The organism is Woronichinia naegeliana WA131 (assembly GCA_025370055.1).
GTDB lineage: Bacteria > Cyanobacteriota > Cyanobacteriia > Cyanobacteriales > Microcystaceae > Woronichinia > Woronichinia naegeliana.
In genome coordinates, this window is record CP073041.1 from 5,440,808 (window position 1) to 5,463,043 (window position 22,236).

16 protein-coding genes and 6 pseudogenes are annotated in these 22,236 nt (G+C 40.1%); 9 read left to right on the forward strand and 13 right to left on the reverse strand.

The window, feature by feature from the left end; genetic code table 11:
* The first annotated feature begins 457 nt into the window (after positions 1-457).
* A pseudogene (locus tag KA717_27365) lies at positions 458-904 on the forward strand (IS701 family transposase).
* A gap of 327 nt (positions 905-1,231) precedes the next feature.
* Here the strand turns inward: KA717_27365 and KA717_27370 are convergent.
* Both KA717_27370 and KA717_27375 read right to left on the reverse strand, forming a co-directional pair.
* Positions 1,232-1,426: pseudogene (locus tag KA717_27370) on the reverse strand (IS1 family transposase).
* Between the two features lie 41 nt (positions 1,427-1,467).
* The gene (locus KA717_27375) at positions 1,468-2,295 is read right to left on the reverse strand and encodes a hypothetical protein (GenBank protein UXE59489.1); all 828 of its coding nucleotides are present in this window, start codon (positions 2,293-2,295) and stop codon (positions 1,468-1,470) included.
* A 348-nt stretch (positions 2,296-2,643) separates the two neighbouring features.
* On the opposite strand from KA717_27375, the gene KA717_27380 reads away from it, so the two are divergent.
* The 6 genes and pseudogenes from KA717_27380 (at position 2,644) to KA717_27405 (ending at position 7,847) form a co-directional block, all read left to right on the forward strand.
* Entirely contained in the window at positions 2,644-2,841 is a 198-nt protein-coding gene (locus KA717_27380; protein ID UXE59490.1) for a hypothetical protein, read from the forward strand.
* Positions 2,842-2,880: 39 nt separating this feature from the next.
* Complete coding sequence (locus KA717_27385) at positions 2,881-3,123, forward strand: hypothetical protein (GenBank protein UXE59491.1); 243 nt, start codon at positions 2,881-2,883, stop codon at positions 3,121-3,123.
* Positions 3,111-3,989 (forward strand): ISKra4 family transposase, encoded by an 879-nt coding sequence (locus KA717_27390; protein ID UXE64795.1) that lies wholly within the window; start codon positions 3,111-3,113, stop codon positions 3,987-3,989. Before KA717_27385 ends, KA717_27390 begins: the two co-directional genes overlap by 13 nt.
* Before the next feature lie 46 nt (positions 3,990-4,035).
* Positions 4,036-5,186, forward strand: a pseudogene (locus KA717_27395) (IS5 family transposase).
* Positions 5,187-5,346: 160 nt separating this feature from the next.
* Positions 5,347-6,407, forward strand: a protein-coding gene (locus KA717_27400) for an ISKra4 family transposase (protein UXE64796.1) whose coding sequence is annotated in 2 segments (ribosomal slippage) — positions 5,347-5,503 and positions 5,503-6,407 — 1,062 coding nt in all. Because the reading frame shifts where the segments join, the coding sequence is not laid out codon by codon here.
* Positions 6,408-6,509: 102 nt separating this feature from the next.
* Positions 6,510-7,847: pseudogene (locus KA717_27405) on the forward strand (IS5 family transposase).
* Between the two features lie 333 nt (positions 7,848-8,180).
* Here KA717_27405 and KA717_27410 read toward each other — a convergent pair.
* Positions 8,181-8,666 (reverse strand): hypothetical protein, encoded by a 486-nt coding sequence (locus tag KA717_27410; protein ID UXE59492.1) that lies wholly within the window; start codon positions 8,664-8,666, stop codon positions 8,181-8,183.
* 624 nt (positions 8,667-9,290) lie between these two features.
* Positions 9,291-10,904: an IS1634 family transposase gene (locus KA717_27415; GenBank protein UXE59493.1), complete on the reverse strand. Its 1,614-nt coding sequence runs from the start codon at positions 10,902-10,904 to the stop codon at positions 9,291-9,293.
* A 99-nt stretch (positions 10,905-11,003) separates the two neighbouring features.
* On the opposite strand from KA717_27415, the gene KA717_27420 reads away from it, so the two are divergent.
* A complete protein-coding gene (locus KA717_27420) occupies positions 11,004-11,291 on the forward strand; it encodes an SH3 domain-containing protein (protein ID UXE59494.1) in 288 nt (95 codons plus the stop codon).
* Positions 11,292-11,511: 220 nt separating this feature from the next.
* Here KA717_27420 and KA717_27425 read toward each other — a convergent pair whose 3' ends face one another.
* The 9 genes and pseudogenes from KA717_27425 to KA717_27465 form a co-directional block, all read right to left on the reverse strand.
* Complete coding sequence (locus KA717_27425) at positions 11,512-13,122, reverse strand: IS1634 family transposase (GenBank protein UXE59495.1); 1,611 nt, start codon at positions 13,120-13,122, stop codon at positions 11,512-11,514.
* A 266-nt stretch (positions 13,123-13,388) separates the two neighbouring features.
* Positions 13,389-14,576, reverse strand: coding sequence for a hormogonium polysaccharide biosynthesis glycosyltransferase HpsO (gene hpsO / locus KA717_27430; protein ID UXE59496.1), 1,188 nt, complete (start codon positions 14,574-14,576; stop codon positions 13,389-13,391).
* Positions 14,573-15,595, reverse strand: a complete 1,023-nt coding sequence (hpsN, locus tag KA717_27435; protein UXE59497.1) for a hormogonium polysaccharide biosynthesis glycosyltransferase HpsN — start codon at positions 15,593-15,595, stop codon at positions 14,573-14,575. Before hpsN ends, hpsO begins: the two co-directional genes overlap by 4 nt.
* 28 nt (positions 15,596-15,623) lie before the next feature.
* Positions 15,624-17,366: a hormogonium polysaccharide biosynthesis protein HpsL gene (gene hpsL / locus KA717_27440; protein ID UXE59498.1), complete on the reverse strand. Its 1,743-nt coding sequence runs from the start codon at positions 17,364-17,366 to the stop codon at positions 15,624-15,626.
* Between the two features lie 12 nt (positions 17,367-17,378).
* A complete protein-coding gene (gene glmM, locus KA717_27445; protein ID UXE59499.1) occupies positions 17,379-18,836 on the reverse strand; it encodes a phosphoglucosamine mutase in 1,458 nt (485 codons plus the stop codon).
* A 120-nt stretch (positions 18,837-18,956) separates the two neighbouring features.
* Positions 18,957-19,151 carry a hypothetical protein gene (locus tag KA717_27450; GenBank protein UXE59500.1) on the reverse strand — a complete coding sequence of 65 codons (195 nt, stop codon included), beginning with the start codon at positions 19,149-19,151 and terminating at the stop codon, positions 18,957-18,959.
* 107 nt (positions 19,152-19,258) lie between these two features.
* Positions 19,259-19,852 (reverse strand): DUF3177 family protein, encoded by a 594-nt coding sequence (locus KA717_27455; GenBank protein ID UXE59501.1) that lies wholly within the window; start codon positions 19,850-19,852, stop codon positions 19,259-19,261.
* Between the two features lie 164 nt (positions 19,853-20,016).
* Positions 20,017-20,241, reverse strand: a complete 225-nt coding sequence (locus tag KA717_27460; GenBank protein UXE59502.1) for a Calvin cycle protein CP12 — start codon at positions 20,239-20,241, stop codon at positions 20,017-20,019.
* 229 nt (positions 20,242-20,470) lie between these two features.
* Positions 20,471-20,662: pseudogene (locus tag KA717_27465) on the reverse strand (ISKra4 family transposase).
* A gap of 141 nt (positions 20,663-20,803) precedes the next feature.
* Between KA717_27465 and KA717_27470 the strand changes: the two are divergent.
* A pseudogene (locus KA717_27470) lies at positions 20,804-22,141 on the forward strand (IS5 family transposase).
* The last annotated feature ends 95 nt before the right edge of the window (positions 22,142-22,236 follow it).

The following is a 22,236-nucleotide window of genomic DNA, read 5'->3' on the forward strand; positions in this document are numbered from 1 at the left end:
GCTTTTGTTTTCTATGCACTTTCCCTTATTTTCCCTTATCCATCCCTCTATAATGTTCTTGTATCTGTATCATTTTTAGATGCGTTCGCCCTGATTGATGACACGCTCTAAGACAAGACTTCATTTTAGAACTTTATTGACATTTTTTATCCTTGCCCGAAATCAATGCACAAGTACCGATACTAGTGCGCGTGAACTAGTGCTCCTCTTCGACAACCTGCGGAATGTGGGCTGTAAATTCTAACTTAATCATTTCTCAGCCTCTTGACTAATTTTTCTATTTTTATTGTGTTATCTCTTATTTTTAAAATTCGCAACTTGTGACCGTGTTTAGTATAGAACTCAAACTTACCGTGTAATGTTTTTATCCTTACATCTTGCAGCAGAACAAAAGAACGACTGGCGGAAAGGATCAAGAAAGTGGAAAAAGGAGTAGAAGTGAAAAAACAGCAAAACAATGGAAACCATTCTTATACAAGCCCAGACCCTAGTTTATACATTGCTAGGTTTGATGCCGACCTCCTATCAACGCGATAGTTTGCAGGCAATGTTGGGGCTATTCCTAGAAGCTCAAGGTCATCCTCTACCCCAACATAGTCAAACAAAATCACCCTCGGCCTTAAGCCGATTTTTGAATCAGTATGATTGGGGTACTCGCCAAATTATCCGAGCAGTGCGAAAAGCAATTCTCAAAGAACGACTTGGCTATGCTCCAAGAGGAAGACGACCTTGGTTGCAGGTGATTGTGGACTTAACGGCACTGGAGAAATGCGGAAAATTTAAGGCTTTTGAGCATTTAATTCATGTTCTTCACGGGAAGAGGGGTTTACATCTTTTGGTGATTTATCTGGTGATAGGAGAATTTCGAGTCCTTTGGGGATTTCGAGTTTGGAGAGGTAAAGAAATAAGCTGCTGGGGCGACAAGAGAGCTAGAAGACAGACATAGCAAGCGACCTAGCCCTCTGACCTCGAATGTAATCCCTCAACCGATGACGACTAATTTGCATTAGCTCTTGAATTATTTTTTCATACATCTGCCGTAGTCCCAGCCACAAATGGAGGTGTTGACCTACATAAAAGCTACTGTGACGACGTTTACTCGTTCTTTTCGATTCTGGTCTGACCACATATTTTTGAATTCCTTTTTCCTTGACCATTTGACCTTGTAGAATTGCACTCGTATGGGCAATCGCTGCCACAATTAATAGCTTTGATAGTCAGCAATTCCAAATTCCGCTACCGTCATCATTGCTTCTAGAAATAATTTCTGCTCTTTTCGACCACATTTTAAATGCCAAATAAAGCGGCTAGCCCTGTCCATGAGCACGATTGTCCACCCCTCAGAGGCACTTGCTTCTTTATTTTTTCCAACTTTTGTGTATAGTTCATCCCCTTCTATTACTAATTTAACAAATTCATTCACTAACTGGACAGTGGGAAGTTTATGGATGCCAGATAAGGTAATGACTATGCGACGAAAGTAAGCATATCAGGGCTTGGGGAAGAGGCAAGTTTAGCGGTAAGGAATTTAGGCAAAAGCAGACTGGGTGGACTTTGAGGAAAAATCATTTGGGCTTGATGTTGAAGGGCTAGTTGAGCAATCCGTTCACTAGGGTAGCCATGGGATGGTAATGTCCGAAACCATCGAGGAAAATTAGCCCAAATCCCCTGGGGTAACTCTAAGGCGAGAATTTGAAGTAGCCCTAAAGCAATGGCATTAAGGTTAACAAAACGCTCAAAGGCTTCTACCTTGTTTAAAATCTGAGTCTGAACAGCTTGTGGATAGTCACTGAGGATAAGATTGCTGGGCCAGGTAGGTAAAGTAGGAAGACTCTTAAGCCAAAAACGATAGGCAAAGCTGCCCAAAAGATGGACTAATTGACGAAAAGTGACTTCAATCTTAAATCGGAGACCGTAAGCGGCAATAATCTCAGGTCCAGTCAAACAGAGATCAGTAGAAAGCAGAATCAGTCGTCGTCCGTTAGGCAATTGGGTCAGAACAAACTTGACGAGCTGATGGGGACTATCCCAGTGGAACTCAAAGCACTGATAAGAAACCGTGACTTGTTGACCATAGAGCCAGACTTTAGCTGTCGGAAAGTCCGCCGCCAGAGCGAACAGCTTTTCTAGTTTTATCGAACTCCCCCAAATCCGTGGTCGTCCTCTCCCCGTCAGCGTCGGCACGGAACAAAAGGGGGCATAGGCGACGGTGGAGCAACGCACTCTTGTGATTAGATGCAAGGCGTTCTGGCGAAAACTTTTGAGCACTGGTTCGCAAGCAAAATAAGCATCCAAAATTACATAGGGCTTGCTGAATAAGTATAGAACCCTTGCCAGATAATGCTTTCAAGCATTTTAAAAACGATCAGGTGCAAGGTTATGGCCTTTGGAGGCTCAAAGCCCATGCACGTCGTTGGAAAACTGGGGGTTGAAATTGGAAACTACTCTCTGAAGTCACCATTTTTCGCCTCCTGTGGCATCTAGGTTCGTTTTGTGGACTTTTTCAGCAGACCCTACATAGAGCTTGCTGAAAAAAGCTGAAACCTTTACGGAGAAAAATAGTAGGCGAATTAAGAACCGCTAGAATGCACGAAAATAGGGTAGAATGCCTCAAAACCATTGCATTAAGAAGAGAGAAAGCAGATGTACCGAAAGCAACAGTACTCAATTGAAACACCAGAAAACTTGAAAAATCTGTTCGGCGGGCAGTTAGACGAAGAAAATCGTTGGATAGAAATGTCAAAAATGATTCTTTGGGAAGAATATGAGGAAGAATATGCAAAAAACTTCACAGAAAAAAAAGGAGCCCCAGCCAAATCATTTAGGGTACATCCCGGATAAAGTAGTACATAGAATCTGGGGTAAAATGGAAAAAAACTGATGAGCGAAAAAAGTATGTTACCGATTCCCCCAGAAGAAAAAGCACTGTTAAAACAGCATCTCACCGAATCAGCCCGTATCCTGCGCAAATATACGGAACCAGAGAAACAGAAGGACTTTGGAAGCATCGAAGTAGAAGTCAGAACCCAGATGTTAGAAATTGTGGGGCCAACAATGGGGGAGTTTTTTTTTCAGAAGGGGGAAAAAAACGGTCTGGAAACAAGCGAAAAATCAAAACCCTAGTCGGAGAAGTGGAAATAAGCCAAAAACAAGCCAGAAAACTAAAGGTGTCGCCAAAAATCGTCTTAAGTCCAGGTTTAGAGAAATGCTGTCTAAGAGCCAGTGCGAAAACATCCTACCAACAAGCAGAAGAAGATATAGAGGAGTTGATGGGGATAAAAGTAGGACATAGCAGTTTACATCGCTTGGTAGAACGGACAGAACTGCCCTTAGCTCAAGCTCAGTCAGAGAGTGCGGGGGTCAGTATAGATGGGGGAAAGATTTGTCTGCGGGGCGAGGAGAAGGAAGGGGGACAGTGGCGAGATTATAAACTGGTGAGTCTTCATGGCAATGTCTGTGAAGCCTTTTTCCAAGACCCAGAGGGCTTAAAGAATTGGAGCAATGTTCAACCTTTGTCCCCAATAGTGACCTTTTTGGGAGATGGTCATCCCGGAATCTGGAATGCGGTAGAGAGTTTCGCCACTCAATCGTGGCTGATACGACGAGAGGTGTTGGATTGGTATCATCTCAAGGAGAATCTGTTCAAAGTGGGTGGCTCTCTCAAACGGCTAGAAGCAGTGGAGCATTTACTGTGGCGGGGTTTTGTGAACAAGGCAATAGATGCGTTTGATGGAGTCAAAAGCAAGAGGGCAAAGAATTTTCAAGCCTATTTGACGAAGCATTATCAGCGTATCCCTGATTACCAATACTATCAACAGCTTGGTATTGTGATTGGTTCTGGTGATGTGGAGTCTAAGATTAAACAGGTGGGAGCTAGGGTTAAATTGTCGGGAGCACGTTGGCATCTTCATAATGTTTCTCGTATTCTTCGGCTACGATGTGCTTATCTCAATCACTCTCCTCTTTTGAGTGTCAATGTATTATCTTAAGTCTCCTCTTTTGAGTGTCAATGTATTATCTTAAGTGGGATGCACCCAATCATTTAGAATGGCATTAGGAGCATTAATTATCAAAGAAATTTCAGGAAAAAGTGACAGAGAAACAGTAGAACAAATAAAAGAGAACCCTTATTTACAGTACTTTATAGGAATGGAAAGCTATAGTAGCAAAGAAGCATTTAATGCGTCAATGATGGTTCATTTTCGTAAAAAAATAGGAATGGAATTAATAAATAAAATTAATAAAGAAATAGAAAAAAAGCGACGGGTGTAGCGTCAGAAAAAAAAGAAAATGAAGGAAAGTTATTGTTAGATGCGACTTGTACACCAGCAGATATAAAATATCCAACGGATATAGGAATATTGAATGATGCCAGAGAAAAAACAGAAAAAATAATAGATAAGCTGTATGAAGAAATAAAAGAGAAAAGGAAAGAAAAGCCGAGGACTTATAGGGAAGTGGCAAGAAAAGAGTACTTAGCCATAGCAAAAAAACGTCGTGTGTCAAAAAAAGAAAGAAGAAAAGGAACAAAAAAACAACTAGGATATATAAAAAGAAACTTGTCTGATATAGAAAAAATGATAGAAGAGGGAGCAAAGTTAGAAAAACTAACGAAAAAAGAGCAAGAAGAGCTTGTAACGATAGGAAAAGTGTATGAGCAACAGTTAGAAATGTATGAAAAAAAGACAAATAAAGTAGAAAACAGAATTGTGAGTGTAAGCCAACCTCACGTGCGTCCAATAGTGCGTGGAAAAGCGGGAAAAGCAGTAGAGTTTGGAGCTAAAATATCGGCAAGTAATGTGAATGGCTTTGTCTTCTTAGACAAATTAAGTTGGGATAATTACAACGAATCGGGAGATTTACAAGCGCGAATAGAAGAATATAAAAGGGAAACAGGATGTTATCCGGAATCGGTTCATGTGGATAAAATCTATCGAACAAAAGCGAATCGAGCTTATTGTAAAGAAAGGGATATAAGAATGAGTGGTCCCCGATTGGGAAGACCGCCGAAAGAGGTGAGCAAAGAAAAAAAGAAAGAGGCACGCTCAGATGAAAGAGTGCGTAATGCCATTAAGGGTAAATTCGGACAGGGAAAGGGGAAATTTAGTCTTGGTCGAGTGATGGCCAAACTACCTGAGACCTCGGAAACGGTAATTGCGATGAACTTTTTGGTAATGAATCTTTCTACTGGGAGCATCTCACTTATGCCATAAGTATTAATACTTATGGGCAGAAAAATAAGACTTTGAACTTTATCGAACTTTATCAAAAAAAGAAATGAGAGTATAATAGTCGAGACCCACTTTCCAAAATCTATCCCAATTGAGGAACAATCTCATGTTATCAGTGTTATCAGAAAATGAAAAAAGGATTCAAGAGTTATGTCAAGAGTTGGGAGAATGTCTCTATCAACAATCTCAAGTTAAAACATTTAATAATTTGGGAGAAATAGAGGAGACTGTCAGAGACTTAATGATTCAGTATGTCAACCCAGAAATAGGTATTTTTTTGTCAAAACAAGTACAGAGGAAACCACAGGTCGGATACGAACAGTAAAAAGTATTTTGGGGGAATTGCCCATTACAGAAAAACAAGCGAAGAAATTAGAACTAAAGCCTCGAACTCAGATGAGTCCAATGTTAGAGAAGAACTGTTTGCTACTGAGTGGCGATGAGTCTTATGAAAAAGCAGCTAAGAAAATCCAATCATTGACGGGAATTGCTGTTTCTCACAGTACGCAACAACGCCTTGTACATCGCTATCATTTTGAAGAATTACCCTCTAACACAGAAGTCGAAGAAATTAGCATAGATGGTGGGAAGGTACGACTCAGAACTCCCAAGGGAGAACCCTTAATTTGGCGTGATTATAAAGGAGTCAGTTTTCATCAATTGGGGGTAGCTGCCTTTTTTCAAGATAACTCGGCTTTATTAGATTTGGTTAATTCTCAAATTTTGGCTAAGCCTTTAATTTGTTTGGGAGATGGACATGATGGTATCTGGAACTTATTTCGTGAGATAGGACAGAAACATGAGCGAATTGAAATTTTGGACTGGTATCACTTAATTGAAAACCTCTATAAAGTTGGGGGGTCATTCCAGCGAATTGAGGAGGTCAAGTCTTTTCTTTGGACGGGTGAAGTGGATGCCGCTATCTCCTGTTTTGAGGGATGGTCAGAGCCTCAAGCTGAGAATTTTATCATTTATTTAAACAAGCATAAACATCGGATTGTCAATTATGGTTATTTGCAGGCAGAGGGCATTTCCATTGGCTCTGGCTCTGTCGAATCTCAAGTTAAACAAATTGGTCATCGTCTTAAAATTACTGGTGCGAGTTGGAATTCTGACAATGTACCACAAGTCCTTCGTCATCGCTGTTCCTATTTAGGGCTTGCTGAAAAAAGCTGAAACCTTTACGGAGAAAAATAGTAGGCGAATTAAGAACCGCTAGAATGCACGAAAATAGGGTAGAATGCCTCAAAACCATTGCATTAAGAAGAGAGAAAGCAGATGTACCGAAAGCAACAGTACTCAATTGAAACACCAGAAAACTTGAAAAATCTGTTCGGCGGGCAGTTAGACGAAGAAAATCGTTGGATAGAAATGTCAAAAATGATTCCCTGGGAAGAATATGAGGAAGAATATGCAAAAAACTTCACAGAAAAAAAAGGAGCCCCAGCCAAATCATTTAGAATGGCATTAGGAGCATTAATTATCAAAGAAATTTCAGGAAAAAGTGACAGAGAAACAGTAGAACAAATAAAAGAGAACCCTTATTTACAGTACTTTATAGGAATGGAAAGCTATAGTAGCAAAGAAGCATTTAATGCGTCAATGATGGTTCATTTTCGTAAAAAAATAGGAATGGAATTAATAAATAAAATTAATAAAAAAATAGAAAAAAAAGCGACGGGTGTAGCGTCAGAAAAAAAAGAAAATGAAGGAAAGTTATTGTTAGATGCGACTTGTACACCAGCAGATATAAAATATCCAACGGATATAGGAATATTGAATGATGCCAGAGAAAAAACAGAAAAAATAATAGATAAGCTGTATGAAGAAATAAAAGAGAAAAGGAAAGAAAAGCCGAGGACTTATAGGGAAGTGGCAAGAAAAGAGTACTTAGCCATAGCAAAAAAACGTCGTGTGTCAAAAAAAGAAAGAAGAAAAGGAACAAAAAAACAACTAGGATATATAAAAAGAAACTTGTCTGATATAGAAAAAATGATAGAAGAGGGAGCAAAGTTAGAAAAACTAACGAAAAAAGAGCAAGAAGAGCTTGTAACGATAGGAAAAGTGTATGAGCAACAGTTAGAAATGTATGAAAAAAAGACAAATAAAGTAGAAAACAGAATTGTGAGTGTAAGCCAACCTCACGTGCGTCCAATAGTGCGTGGAAAAGCGGGAAAAGCAGTAGAGTTTGGAGCTAAAATATCGGCAAGTAATGTGAATGGCTTTGTCTTCTTAGACAAATTAAGTTGGGATAATTACAACGAATCGGGAGATTTACAAGCGCGAATAGAAGAATATAAAAGGGAAACAGGATGTTATCCGGAATCGGTTCATGTGGATAAAATCTATCGAACAAAAGCGAATCGAGCTTATTGTAAAGAAAGGGATATAAGAATGAGTGGTCCCCGATTGGGAAGACCGCCGAAAGAGGTGAGCAAAGAAAAAAAGAAAGAGGCACGCTCAGATGAAAGAGTGCGTAATGCCATTGAGGGTAAATTCGGACAGGGAAAGAGGAAATTTAGTCTTGGTCGAGTGATGGCCAAACTACCTGAGACCTCGGAAACGGTAATTGCGATGAACTTTTTGGTAATGAATCTTTCTACTCTACTTCAGAAGACAAAAAGTAAAAAGTTGTAGAGTCGTTTTTCTTGTGAAAAATGGTGTTAATTTTCCTCTCTTTTGTGAGGAGTGATTTGTGTTGACCTTTTTAGACAGAAAGGAACAATAGATTAAACAAAATCTGTATTTTGATTTGTTTCCATAAGGATAAGTTATCTATGCTTTTTCAGTCCATACTTCCCTAACCCACATTTCTTTCGTTTTTTGACTTTTTCAGCAAGCCCTATTTAAATGATTACCTTTTTTGACTCTTTCATTTACCTCGTTAAGTATTTCTACTTATTGCAAAGGTGAGATGCTCCCGATAGATAGCACTGGCTATCGATTTTCTTATATCAGCCAGTTTCGGACATAACGGCACTCTTTTGTATCGGATGTCCGATTTTCTTTTCTCCACTTACACGCCTCGAGAACTTCCCACTGTCCAGTCACTAAGGCGTATAAAAATAATGTCTCTTGTAATCCTGATAATTTCTTTTCCCAATTCAATATTGTTGTTTTCGCGTAGCCGAATACTCGGGCTGCTGCATTTAATCCTATTCCTTCCATTCTGGCTTTTAATACTTTTACAATTTCACTTAATGGGGTTTCTAAGCCAGCGATTACGCTACCATAAGTCTCAGCAAAACAAGAACTACATTCTTGACAAATGAACATTTTACGTTCCCCGTTACCTTTCGTTTGATAATGAGAATGTATTTTTACTTTTTCACTATAGCAATGAGGACAGTTTTTCTTGAATAAGGCATCCTCTTTCTCTTGGCACAAGCCAACATCATTCAGGATTTCCATAGAGCTTTTCTTTACTATTGACATTGTTTTCTGTTTCCTTCTTCTTTGATATAATGACAATAATAATAATAGTATAATAATAACGGGCCGATGTCTAGTCTTAAACTATTTTTCTATTTTCTCAAAGCCTTACACCATAACTTTTTCCAACTTTGATCAGACGATACCAGTTCCACTGGATTAGCGATCGCCCTCGCCTTAACTGCCTTGCCCGTCAGCAATTCTAAATTTGCGCTGTAGCAAGGGTTTCAGGTTTTAGTTCGCGTAATACGGGGGAAAATTCAACGGGATTAACAAGTTCATTTTACGAGTCTTCAAGCTTTTAGGCGCAATAGTACATCTAGGATTGCCCCAAAAACCCCTTTAAAATGTTCTTTAAATCCCTAAAAGGCTTGCTGTGTCTAAAACTGAGAATTGCTGCTTGCCCGTTCTTGCTCATGGGATTTCAGCAATTCTAAATTTGCGCTGTAGCAAGGGTTTCAGGTTTTAGTTCGCGTAATATGGGGTAAAATTCAACGGGATTAACAAGTTCATTTTACGAGTCTTCAGGCTTTTGGGCATAATAGTACACCTAGGATTGCCCCAAAAACCCTCTTTTAAACCCACATTCCGTACATAAAAAAAGAACAAAGAAAATAAGAAAAGTCATTATGACAAAAGATAATACTGACAAGTAGTAGCCCCAAAAAAGCGCAAAATCCTCTCTCGCTCAAGCGTTAGATTGATAATTTGCTGACAATTATCCAGTACAACCCAATGAACTCCTTTCAACATCTGAAAAATCCAACGCAGTGTCGGACGCTGAGTCGGCTTTCCCAACTGATTAGGCACAGTCTCCTCCTGCTCTGCCAGAGCCAGTCTCAGTTGACGTTGTCCCAAGCTGTACACCAGTAAACACAACACCATGATGAAACTCAATGCCATAATCCGCTCAGGGGTTTTGAGAAACACACTGGACGCAAAAAATAGCGGGTCTTTAAGGAAGCGAAAACCTCGCTCTACTCCTTGCTGTTGCTTGTATTGGACAAGCAGTTGCTCATCACTCCATAAGTCTGTGTCTAACTGATTCGTCGCCAAGACAAAACGTCCTGCTGCCCGCTCCGCAAGTTCAACTTTTGCCATATTGAGACTTAAAGTGGCTTGAGCATGGTAGCTACGACGAATCGGCTGTTCATGGAGTCGGGGCTTACCTCGATGACCGTAATGACATTTTTCCACTACGCTTAGGTCTTCAAGATGATGTAATTCTAAACTCTTCTCCCATCGGCTCAGGGCGGTTAAAGCATCCTCGCGACAAGCAAATTCCTGACGCTGTAATTGTTCTAATTGTCTTTGAGCTTGAGCGGTTGCTTTCTCTGTCTTCTTCGTCAGTTGTTTGAGGTCTAAAGCTTTTTTTTGCTCGCTATCTACCACTATCCAACGTTGTTTGACTCCCCCATATTCACTTTCTAAGGAGGTAAGACGATAGCCCTCTAAATCCGTTGTGATGAATTGCTCCGAGGCTAATTGACTGACCGCATCTTGCACTTCTCTAATCGTTTTCGGCACAGAACATAACCAGTATATGCCGGTTAACTTTTGCAAGTTATCGGCACTGTATAAGGCTGAATCTGCTATATACAAACCCTCAAATTGCCACTGCTCATTGAACTTTTTCAAGAGTTTAGCAAACTCTTTTTTATCACTTTGATTGCCATCTCCTAATTCGAGAAAAGCGGGAATGTCGCCATCCCCCCAACAGACTAGATTCAATACAAATTGTTTCAAGTCTGGTCGCTTATCCTTTGAATAGCCATGAGTGATATGGATTATTTGGCTTTCTTTATCTTCTCTCTCCACCGATAATTTATATTCCCCTTGTACCGATAATGAACTGGAGTCTAAATGGGAACTTTTCATCACTATTTTGAAGATTTCTACGGCTTTTAGACAAATTCCGAGAAACAAACGGCTGATGCCGGCCATAAAGATTAAATCTAAGACTCTCCCTAAACGGTCATCATTCAGGTCGCTGGCTTTTATTCCTTTTCCTAAAAGATGTTCTACTGGTTTATCTTCAAAAAAACGACTGAACAAATATAAAGGAGAGTTGATAAAGCCTAAGCCATTGAGAATCATCGCTTTCACTACCAGACCCGCACTGATTTTAGCACGGTCATTTTCTCCTAGTTGTTCATTGATATAATCCACTAGACCTAGTTCATCAACTATCGCCGCGATTATTCCTAAATGGTCGAGATTTTTAACGTTTAATTGGGTCATTTTCTCTTGGGTTTATTAGCTTTTTTATTTTAACTATTCTGTAGCCATTTTTGAATCTATTTTTATTTTTTCAAGACTAGTACGGAATACGGGTTTTAAATGTTCTTTAAATCCCTAAAAGGCTTGCTGTGTCTAAAACTGAGAATTGCTGATGGGATTTCGACCTTAAGTGGTAGTGGACGCATTTATGTACGGACTAAACCTACTATTAAATCGACGGCTCCCCAATACGGACTAGCGGGTGACAAGGTTAAAGTGATGAACTGCGTCCCCGACAAAGATCAATCTGGCAGCGATCTTAATTGGTGTAAAGTCCAGTTTACCAAGTCCAAAGCAGTGGGATGGGTTCGTAGTGATCACATTATTTTTGCCGATGGTGGGGAATAAAACAGCAACGATTTTTTCATAAGGGGGATTAGTTCTACTTAAAAAACTTTTTAAGTTATTTTCTGTTAGCAAAAACTTGTTCCCTTCTTTAACTGGACAGTGCGAAGTTCTAGGAAAATCAACGAGTTTACTAGGGTTTCAGCCCCCAACGTCCTTCACCCCTCTTCCAGACTCACAATCGCTGAAAGGCTTTCAATGCAACCCACATTCCGCAGGTAAGTCAAGAGACAAAGTAGTACTTTTGACATGAAGAGCCAAGAAAGGAAAGAATATGTTTGTGTTTGGAGGTCAAATTAACGATAGTTTGAATGCCGTCAATCTCTAACCAACGGATAAACAGAAAAGACTGAAAGACCCAAAGCAGAGTGGGAATGGCGGTCGGTTTACCCTTTTGATTAGGAATAGTCTGATGGGCAAGAGCCAAAGCCTGTCGTAGGCGACGTTGTGCCAAAGTATAAACCAATAAAGAGACAACCATAATCATCATCAAAGCCATAATGCGTTGAGGATTCTTGAGAAAAAGAGCAGAGGCAAAAAAGAAAGGGTCTTTGAGAAAGCGAAAGCCGCGCTCGGTGTTTTGTTGAGCCTTATATTCAGCCAACATCTGGTCGGGACTCAAAACCTGAGAATCAAGAACATTAGTAGCTAAAATAAAACGTCCAGCCCGTTTAGATGCGGCTTCCAAGCAAGAGGAATCAAGGCTTAATTGCCCAGTTAAGCGGTAATGAAAACCGAGAGGGGTAGCCCCTTGTTTCGGTCTTCCTCCCTTGGCATAGTAAGGAATAGTCTGAACCTCAACTTGACTGAGTTGATGATAAGTCAAGGTTTTTGGCCAGAGTTGAGCCTCAGTAAGAGCATCGGCCTCACAAGCAAAATTCTGTCCACAAAGTTTCTGCCATTCTTTTTTGACAACTTTATCGGCTTTCTCAATTTTTTGACTTATAGCTTTATTATCGGACTGGAGACGTTGAGCACTTTCGACCACAAGCCATCGTTGCTGTTCACCTCCATATTCCGAAGCCCTCACTTGCCAACGATAACCGTCCTGTTCACCCTGCTGCCATTGGTCTTCTGATATATTTGCCAAAGTCTCAGTGGCTTCTTTCAGAGGGACACGACTTAACCATTGAATTGACCTCGCCATGCCCACATTTTCCGCCGTATAAAAAGCTCCATCAATCACCGATAAACCTTCCATATTCAACGTTTCTTGACAGTCTTTGATTATCTGGGGAAACACCTTTTTATCCGATTCATTGCCATCTCCTAATTGCATAAAGAGAGGGACACCACCATCTCCACTACATATCATATTTAACATAAACTGTTTTAGGTCTGGTCGTTTATCTCTGGAATAACCAAATTTTATTTTTATGGCTTTTGTCTGCTCGTCTTCCTCATCTTCTATCCTTTCCTTATACTTCCCTTGTACAGACATTGAGGTTGAGTCTAAATGCTTTGACTTTTGTTCTATTCCAAAGATTGCTGCCGCTTTTAGGACTATTTTCGTGAACCGGTTTTTTACCCCCACTCCAAATACCTTATCCAATGACCTTCCTAGCTTGTCATCATTTAAATCTTCTGCTTTTATTCCTTCTCCTAATAGATGTTCTAATGCTTTTCCTTTAAAAAACTCACTCAACAAATATAACGGAGCATTAATACATCCTAAGCAGTTTAATATCATTGCTTTTACTATTGTACCTACACTGAGCTTTTCTTGAGGATGAGTTCCCACTTCCTCATCGATAATTTCTACTAAACCCATTTCATCTATAATTCCCGCTACGATTCCTAAGTGGTCGAGGTCTTTAATATTTAGGTTATTCATTTTTACTGTTGATTCTATCTAAGACAAGACTCCATTTTAGAACTTTATTGACATTTTTTATCCTTGCCCGAAATCAATGCACAAGTACCGATACTAGCTCGCGTGAACTAGTGCTCCTCTTCGACAACCTGCGGAATGTGGGATGCAAGGCTTTTGGGCATTTTGTCAAAATGTCTGACAGAGAACTTCGCACTCTCCAGTTCTTTAATCTTTTTTAGTTTATTCTGAACGAATGTTAGTAATCGAAAAAAATAATCAAAAAATCACTATTTTTCCACCATATTTTCTATCAAAATATTCTTATAAAAATCAAGTAATTTTTGAGCAAGAGCCTGATTTGTATATTCTTTAACCACTCGCTCATAGCCTTTTTGAGCTAAAATGTCTCGCCAATGAACTTGTTCTATCATTTTTTTTAAACAAATCGTTAATTCATGGCTTTGACCTTCAGGAAAAATCAAACCAGCTTCCCCAATCACATTAGGAATTTCTCCAGAATCAGAACCGATAACAGGAATTTTGCAAGCCATTGCCTCAATTAAGACGTGGCCAAATTGTTCTTTCCAACCTTTGGCCGTTAAACTGGTTTGAGCATGACTGGTTTCTGAGGGTAGAACTAAAACTTGCATTACATTCACATAATCAACAACTTGATCATGGGCAACATTTTCGACCCAAATTAGGCGATCGCTGATTCCCTGTTGATTAGCTGCCTGTTGAAGTACAGTTTTAAACTCACCGCGACCCACTAATAACAATTTCCATGTCAGATTCGTTAGTGAGGCCAGGGAATCCAATAATGTTAATAATCCCTTTTCGCGGACAAAACGACCAATGTAGCCAATTACAAAATCCTCTTTATTTAGCCCTAGACTTTGTCTTAAGACAGATTGATCTTGAGCGTAAAATAAAGTTTCATCTACTCCTAATTGAGGCATAACCATTGCTTTTTGCTGATAACCATGCGATCGCAAAATATTGACCGCATCTTGATTACCGCCAATTAAACCATCTGTATGATGTAAGTTATAGGATTCTAGCCAAGCCAAGGGAAATTTGAGTTGATAGGGAATATTCCACCAGGTAAAAAGGATATTTTTAGCTCCAAGTTTCAGGAATTGATTGAGCGTAATCAATTGAGCATAGGCCAAAGATTTTACCCCCTGTTCGACCTGAATAATATCTGGTTTAAAAGACTGTAATAACGCTACAATTGGCCAACCAAAGGTTAGTAAACCCTGATTATTTTGACTCCAATTAGGAACCGGAATAACGCGAAAATTATTTTCTTGATAAAACTCTGTTGTAACTTGGCGATTTTGGACTCCGCCCGGCTGCCAGGTTTGGGGTACAACAATGATCACTTCTAGATCCGGTTCTAGATAACTCAATAATCTCAATTTTTCTCGATTGAGAGGAACAATATAAGTATGACTGACAACTAAAATTCTCATGATTTTGAGGCTAGTCTATTTAATTGAGTAGCTGGATTTTGTCTCGTATAAACTTGGCCATCATTCCAAATAGATGTGATTTGAGTAATGGCAGCCTTGAGAAAACCTAAAGCGTAAAATAAGCCACGCACTAGAACTTTTAAGAGAGAAGTATCCTTGTCACAAGGAGGATGTCCTAACACATGACAATCAAATAATTTCTGATAAAGTCGCCATTGTTCTGACCAGGTTAGATTTTTAAAAGCCATTAAAAAGTGGTTATGGTAAAAAGTAAATTGATATTCTAGAGAACGGGTACTTATTTCATGACAACCGCCCGTTTCTTCTCCTAAATGAATTAGGAAAGCGTTAGGATCGTACCAAATATGGAAACCAGTTTTTCGCAACTGTAAACAAAAATCGGCTTCTTCTCGTACCGCACTGCCACGAAATCGTTCATCAAACCTCAATCCCCATTGACTAAAAATTTCCCGCCGAAAGGACATATTACATCCTCTAGCAGAAATAACCTGTTGAGGTTGAGTGGTATGAACAAAATCTAGATAATACCAAGCAATCCCTGGATCTTGAGCTTCCGGGGGCAAGAAGTCAAGGCTATAGGAATCATTTTGATAAATTTGTTGAGCTTCCTGTAATTTCATGCGATCAAAAACCCTGCCGGCTACTGCACCAATAGCAGAATCGCGTTGATAATTAATGGCATGATTGGCAACAAATTCAGGGGTTAATTTTACGTCATCATCAATAAAAATCAGAATTTCTCCTTTTGCCTGACTCACACCATAATTTCTAGCCCCTGGCAAATTGGCCCAACTAACTCGTAACCATTGAATTTTCTTCTGTTCATGAAGGTTTGTCAGGAAGGTCGTTGTTTCTGGTTGGTGTTGGGGGGTTTGATCAATAACAATAATTTCTATCGGTTGATAATTTTGTCCCAGAATATCTTGAAGAGAAGCAACTAGAATCTCCTCCCGACCATAGGTTGGTACAATCACAGAGATAAGGGGTTTGAAACTCATAAGTTTAGGTAAAAATTTAGATAGAAACTTAGGTAGATAGAGATTTTTCCTGACGGGAACGGATCAATTTTTTACGAGGTGTAAATATTTTTACGTCTGAATTTTCTATTTGCATCTTCTCTAAATCGGGTAACTTAAAAATGATACCGGCAAAAAACCAATAGTAAACAGCCACGGGATCAGTATCTAGGGGATACCAGTAGGGAAAATAACCGATAATTAAGATGAATACCCAAAAACTTGATCCCCAACTCCGCAAATTTTTGTCTTTGAGCGATCGATAACTTTTAAAGGTTAAGATGGTTAAGTGGGTGATAAAAATCATAAATAAAAATAAGCCACCAAAACCAAGCTCGAAGAGTAGTTTGGGATGATAAGTCTCTAGAAAAAAGACAGGTCCAAAAGTACGGGTTGAATTAGTAGCAGTTCCCAATCCCTGTCCCAAAATTCCTTTGCTTTTAGCGAGAGTAAAGCTAAACTGCTGTTGGATAAAAACGTAGGGAGGAGCTTGATTCCAGCGATCCACAAAACTGTTAATGCGTTCCTGAATAAAGCTAGGGTTAAAGAATGAGAAGCCAATGAATAAGACTAAGGGTAAAACAATAATCAAGGGTAAAAAGCGTTTAAAGTTGGCAAATTGACCCGTTAAAATTAAAAGGACAAAAATTAGAGTGGGAACTAAGGCAAGGGCTAATCGTTGGCCACAAATAACGGCATTAATGAAAACTAGGGCCATGCCTAATAACCCCATAAGCCGCCAAAATCGACTTTGTTCACAGAAAGTAACGATAAAACTAATGGCCGCATTACCGACCAGGAACCAGGCCCAGTGCCAAGGAGAAACAAAAGTTCCAGGTAAACGGATCTGTCCCTGCTCAGGACTGTAAAGGAGAGACCCTCCCACTAAACATTTCGCCTCTAAGCTTGCTTGATAAAGCTCGACTCCACTCATTCCTCTCGTTCCCACACAATGACCTGTTTTTAGTAACCAATATTGGGCAATTCCTAGACTACAGGTGACCAGGGTAATCAAAATCAATAAACGCCCTAACCTATTTAATTTTTGCCGATCTTCAATGAGGTAATAAGCACAAAAAATAAGTGGAACATAGCCAATTAAGACTTTTAATCCGAGTAAACCTTGAATAATGGGAATGCCGCTTTTACAGGCTCCAGTAATAAGATCACCTTGGGTATCAATGAGATAGTCACCATTAGCGTTGTGTAGTGCCTGTCCCGATGGATTGCCGAGATCACAGTCTGGAATCAGCCATTGTTGCTGTCCATTAATTAAGATCAGGGTTAAAAGGCTAAAACCAATTAATATTAGAAAAGTGGGCATAAGGGCTGGAACCACCCAAATCGGCTGTTTCTTTTGCCAACAGCGTTGCATTAATCCTCCTAGGGCAGGAAGATATAAAGCGTCTTTACTTAATTGAAAGAGAGCATTGCCATTACCAATCCAATAGGTGACAGTGCCACTAAAGGGCATATAGATCAAAAATAACCATAGGGCTGTCAGGGGATAGCAATAACTGAGCCAAATGACAGGAATCGCTAAAGCAGCGATCGCCGCCAATAAGACACTTTTGAAAGCAGCCAAGGGAAAAGCAATGATCAATCCTACGACTAAGGCAGGAATCAGATTTTTAAAAAATTTCTGACGATTTTCTCGCTTTATTTTTTTCTGCTGTAATTGCGCCTTTAAGTTCAAAGCTGAACCTGTTTCCAAGGGGCTAGATTTGGCTTGATTGACTAAGGATTTGGGCATGAAAACAGGGCCTCAATTGGCTAAATGAGACTGAGTAACTTGAATTAGCTGCTCTGTCCAATGCTCTGCGGTTTTTAAGCAGTTAGCTTCTACCATAACTCGGATAAGTGGTTCTGTTCCCGATGCCCGTACCAATACCCGTCCCTGATGACCCATTGCAGCCTCGGCCGTGGCGATCGCCTGTTGGAGGGGATCACAGCTTTGCCAATGAAGACGACGTTCCCGATTTTCCACCCGCACATTGCGAAGAATTTGGGGATAGGGATGGAAACTTTCTTCTAATAAATCAGCTAATGCCAATCCTGACTGCTTTACTAAAGAGGTTAAGTGTAATGCAGCTTGTATGCCATCGCCGGAATAACTATGATGGTGGCAAATAATATGACCCGATTGTTCTCCACCCAACATCGCCCCTGTCTCCCACATAGAGGCTTGAACATGCTGATCCCCAACGGCTGTTCTGAGTAGGGTTCCTCCTAGATTTTCCCAGGCTCGCTCAAAGGCTAAATTGGCCATGACTGTACCAATAATCAAGTTATCAGGTAATTCCTGACTTTGCTTGAGAGTTTTGCCCCAAAGATAGAGAATATAATCGCCATCCACAATTTTTCCTTTCCCGTCGATCGCCATCACCCGATCCGCATCGCCATCAAAGGCAAAGCCTAGATCAGCCTGATATTCTTTTACTGCCTGGATTAATCCTTCTAGGTGAGTAGAGCCACAGTTCACGTTAATGCGATCTCCGTTAGCAAACTCATTTAAACAGATTACCTCGGCTCCTAATGCCCGAAAAACCTCTGGCCCCACGCCCACCGAGGCACCCCAGGCAAGATCCAATACCACCCGTAAACCCGTAAAATTCACCTGAGTGGGCAAGCTATTAATTAGAAATTCTACGTAGTGGTTGACTAAATAGGGAGCATGTAGCGTTTTTCCCCAATGACTATGGGCATCAGTCGCCAGGGCATGATGGCCTCTTAAAGCCGATTCGATTTCCTGGGAGGCAGTTTTCCCCAGTTTCAGTCCATCTTTGCTAAAAAACTTAATGCCATTGTCCTCTGGGGGATTATGGCTGGCGGAGATCATGATTCCACCGATCGCATCCGTTTCCCTCGCTAGATAGGCAACACAGGGAGTAGGACAAAGTCCCAATTGCCAAACTTCTAACCCAGCCGAAGTCAGACCTGCTGCGATCGCCATGGCCAACATATCACTAGAATTTCGAGAATCTTGACCAATAATGACTGGGCCTAACCCCTTCGCCTTCTGCTTGAGAATTTGACCGGCCCAAAAGCCCAAATTTAAAGCCAAAGGAGCCGTCAGTAACTCGCCCGCCTTGCCACGAATGCCATCTGTCCCGAATAAAGGCGTTTTCGGTAAAACAAATCCTTGACAGCCCCATTCTGGAAAACCCAGGGAGGATGCCCCCAATCCCAATTCATTTTCTGGCTTGACCAAAGAAATGCTCATAAACCACCATTCCTCACACGATACACTCTAAGACTATAGCTTGATTGTTCAAATTGCAGACGTTTTAGTAACGACTTAAGTGTCTCTGCTCATCCATCTTTTTCCGAATATTAGCCTAATCTACAAACCCAAATCATTCAAACGGCGGGCCATCTCTTCCCAGGCAATATTTTGTTCTAGATATTCCGGGCGATCGGGTTGGTAAGGACTAGCCAAACGATCAACCTTGAGAATCCGATCCTCAGCAGACACTAAAGGAATCTCTGGATCAAAATGGGTCGGAGAAACTAAAGAACTTGAAAAACCCTTAAACACCAAAAGGCAATCCTCGCCGTCCTCTCGTTCTACTAGTAGTAGTAAAACTTCCCCAGGATGACGCAGGGTATATTGTTCCAAACGATTAATAGCTAAAGGTAACTGATTCACTGTTCGAGGGCCGAGCGTCCTTGTTTACCTAGACGAAAAACGAGAAAATAGAGAAAATATAAAACATACGTTATCAATCCCAGCACCCCTAAAAAGCCTAAGAAGCCTGGGGAAGCATTGGCGTGCATCAATTCTTTATAACGCCAGGGAGCTTGAAACCACACTTCACAAAAGGACTTATCTAGAGCTTGAGAACCAAAAGCACAGGCTAAAAAGGGCATAATCATCACAACCCCGATTCCACAGTAAATGGTCATAGCCCAACGCCAGGTCGTGGTGACAAACTTTAAAAAAGTGGGGGGTAAATCCTTAATCTCATCATTGAGATCTACCCAAAACCATAGAGAAAGGGGAATTAAAATCTTGGCAGCAAAACCGGTCACAAAGGCGATCGGCCAACTAGGGATCATAAAATAGATCGTAATCATTAAGAGGCTGGCAACTCGCCAATAAATAATGAGTAACCGTTCGATCGCCTCCGAACTTTTAGCGAGAGACCAAATAATTAAAATAGTGGGTATAATAACCGCAAAGAGAACCGCCAGTCGGTAATCCAGCCAGACTAAAGGACGGAACCAGAGTTTATCCATAAAATAAGAAAATATATAATTTAAAAGTGGAGAAAGATAGACAAAAAACTGACGAGTGTTTTCAAATAGCCTCAAAAAGCAGTGGAAATTTTAAAATAATCTGCACTGCTTTAGAAAAGAGGACAATGACAAAGATTGCTCAACCAGGTTAAACAACCGTAAGTTTAATCTTCATAGAGACGACATTCCGCCGCATCTGGGTTATCGGCACAATATTTCTCAAGGGAGTTTTGCTCAGGATGACTTACTCGTTGGTGAGCAGCTTCGGCTTGTAATTCTTCGACGATATCCCAGGCGGTCGCACATTCTGCCGCATTCGATCCGTCTGTACTGCAAACCTCTCTGGCGTGTTTCAATTCTTGCTCGATTTTTTCTTGGAGATTGCTCATGATGATAATAACTGTCTAAATTTCCTAAACAGCATAAGGCTAATATATCCTAGCGGATTTAATCCTCTTTGGGTAGCAGCAATTCCAAATTCAGAATGTAGTCCAAGATACAAAAGCCTTGAAGTGCTTACGGTCAAGGGGTTTTGTATCAATATGTAGAATCAGCGTAATGCTCTATTTAGTGATTGATCAAGGGGGTGCGACCTTTAGTTGATAAAAGCTGTTGTAATCAGGGTTCTACAGGGAACCCATATTGATCAAGTTTTGCCCAAAATTGACTCCATCGTTCCTTGGTCAATACCAAAGCTCGTAGGCTCAAAATAATTCCTGCTCCTTTTTCCTTCCATCGCATCCCTGAACAACATAATCGTTGTTTGACCAACGTCTTACAAGCTGCTTCCGTAACACCTGAACCAATCGGATACTTTTTCTCTAAGTAGGGCTTGCTGAAAAAAGCTGAAACCTTTACGGAGAAAAATAGTAGGCGAATTAAGAACCGCTAGAATGCACGAAAATAGGGTAGAATGCCTCAAAACCATTGCATTAAGAAGAGAGAAAGCAGATGTACCGAAAGCAACAGTACTCAATTGAAACACCAGAAAACTTGAAAAATCTGTTCGGCGGGCAGTTAGACGAAGAAAATCGTTGGATAGAAATGTCAAAAATGATTCTTTGGGAAGAATATGAGGAAGAATATGCAAAAAACTTCACAGAAAAAAAAGGAGCCCCAGCCAAATCATTTAGAATGGCATTAGGAGCATTAATTATCAAAGAAATTTCAGGAAAAAGTGACAGAGAAACAGTAGAACAAATAAAAGAGAACCCTTATTTACAGTACTTTATAGGAATGGAAAGCTATAGTAGCAAAGAAGCATTTAATGCGTCAATGATGGTTCATTTTCGTAAAAAAATAGGAATGGAATTAATAAATAAAATTAATAAAGAAATAGAAAAAAAAGCGACGGGTGTAGCGTCAGAAAAAAAAGAAAATGAAGGAAAGTTATTGTTAGATGCGACTTGTACACCAGCAGATATAAAATATCCAACGGATATAGGAATATTGAATGATGCCAGAGAAAAAACAGAAAAAATAATAGATAAGCTGTATGAAGAAATAAAAGAGAAAAGGAAAGAAAAGCCGAGGACTTATAGGGAAGTGGCAAGAAAAGAGTACTTAGCCATAGCAAAAAAACGTCGTGTGTCAAAAAAAGAAAGAAGAAAAGGAACAAAAAAACAACTAGGATATATAAAAAGAAACTTGTCTGATATAGAAAAAATGATAGAAGAGGGAGCAAAGTTAGAAAAACTAACGAAAAAAGAGCAAGAAGAGCTTGTAACGATAGGAAAAGTGTATGAGCAACAGTTAGAAATGTATGAAAAAAAGACAAATAAAGTAGAAAACAGAATTGTGAGTGTAAGCCAACCTCACGTGCGTCCAATAGTGCGTGGAAAAGCGGGAAAAGCAGTAGAGTTTGGAGCTAAAATATCGGCAAGTAATGTGAATGGCTTTGTCTTCTTAGACAAATTAAGTTGGGATAATTACAACGAATCGGGAGATTTACAAGCGCGAATAGAAGAATATAAAAGGGAAACAGGATGTTATCCGGAATCGGTTCATGTGGATAAAATCTATCGAACAAAAGCGAATCGAGCTTATTGTAAAGAAAGGGATATAAGAATGAGTGGTCCCCGATTGGGAAGACCGCCGAAAGAGGTGAGCAAAGAAAAAAAGAAAGAGGCACGCTCAGATGAAAGAGTGCGTAATGCCATTGAGGGTAAATTCGGACAGGGAAAGAGGAAATTTAGTCTTGGTCGAGTGATGGCCAAACTACCTGAGACCTCGGAAACGGTAATTGCGATGAACTTTTTGGTAATGAATCTTTCTACTCTACTTCAGAAGACAAAAAGTAAAAAGTTGTAGAGTCGTTTTTCTTGTGAAAAATGGTGTTAATTTTCCTCTCTTTTGTGAGGAGTGATTTGTGTTGACCTTTTTAG

Coding starts and splice junctions, on each gene's coding strand:
- KA717_27380 (UXE59490.1), top strand. CDS start 2,644: ATGTACCGAAAGCAACAGTACTCAATTGAAACACCAGAAAACTTGAAA.
- KA717_27385 (UXE59491.1), top strand. CDS start 2,881: ATGAGCGAAAAAAGTATGTTACCGATTCCCCCAGAAGAAAAAGCACTG.
- KA717_27410 (UXE59492.1), bottom strand. CDS start 8,666: ATGTCAATAGTAAAGAAAAGCTCTATGGAAATCCTGAATGATGTTGGC.
- KA717_27415 (UXE59493.1), bottom strand. CDS start 10,904: ATGACCCAATTAAACGTTAAAAATCTCGACCATTTAGGAATAATCGCG.
- KA717_27420 (UXE59494.1), top strand. CDS start 11,004: ATGTTCTTTAAATCCCTAAAAGGCTTGCTGTGTCTAAAACTGAGAATT.
- KA717_27425 (UXE59495.1), bottom strand. CDS start 13,122: ATGAATAACCTAAATATTAAAGACCTCGACCACTTAGGAATCGTAGCG.
- hpsO (UXE59496.1), bottom strand. CDS start 14,576: ATGAGAATTTTAGTTGTCAGTCATACTTATATTGTTCCTCTCAATCGA.
- hpsN (UXE59497.1), bottom strand. CDS start 15,595: ATGAGTTTCAAACCCCTTATCTCTGTGATTGTACCAACCTATGGTCGG.
- hpsL (UXE59498.1), bottom strand. CDS start 17,366: ATGCCCAAATCCTTAGTCAATCAAGCCAAATCTAGCCCCTTGGAAACA.
- glmM (UXE59499.1), bottom strand. CDS start 18,836: ATGAGCATTTCTTTGGTCAAGCCAGAAAATGAATTGGGATTGGGGGCA.
- KA717_27455 (UXE59501.1), bottom strand. CDS start 19,852: ATGGATAAACTCTGGTTCCGTCCTTTAGTCTGGCTGGATTACCGACTG.
- KA717_27460 (UXE59502.1), bottom strand. CDS start 20,241: ATGAGCAATCTCCAAGAAAAAATCGAGCAAGAATTGAAACACGCCAGA.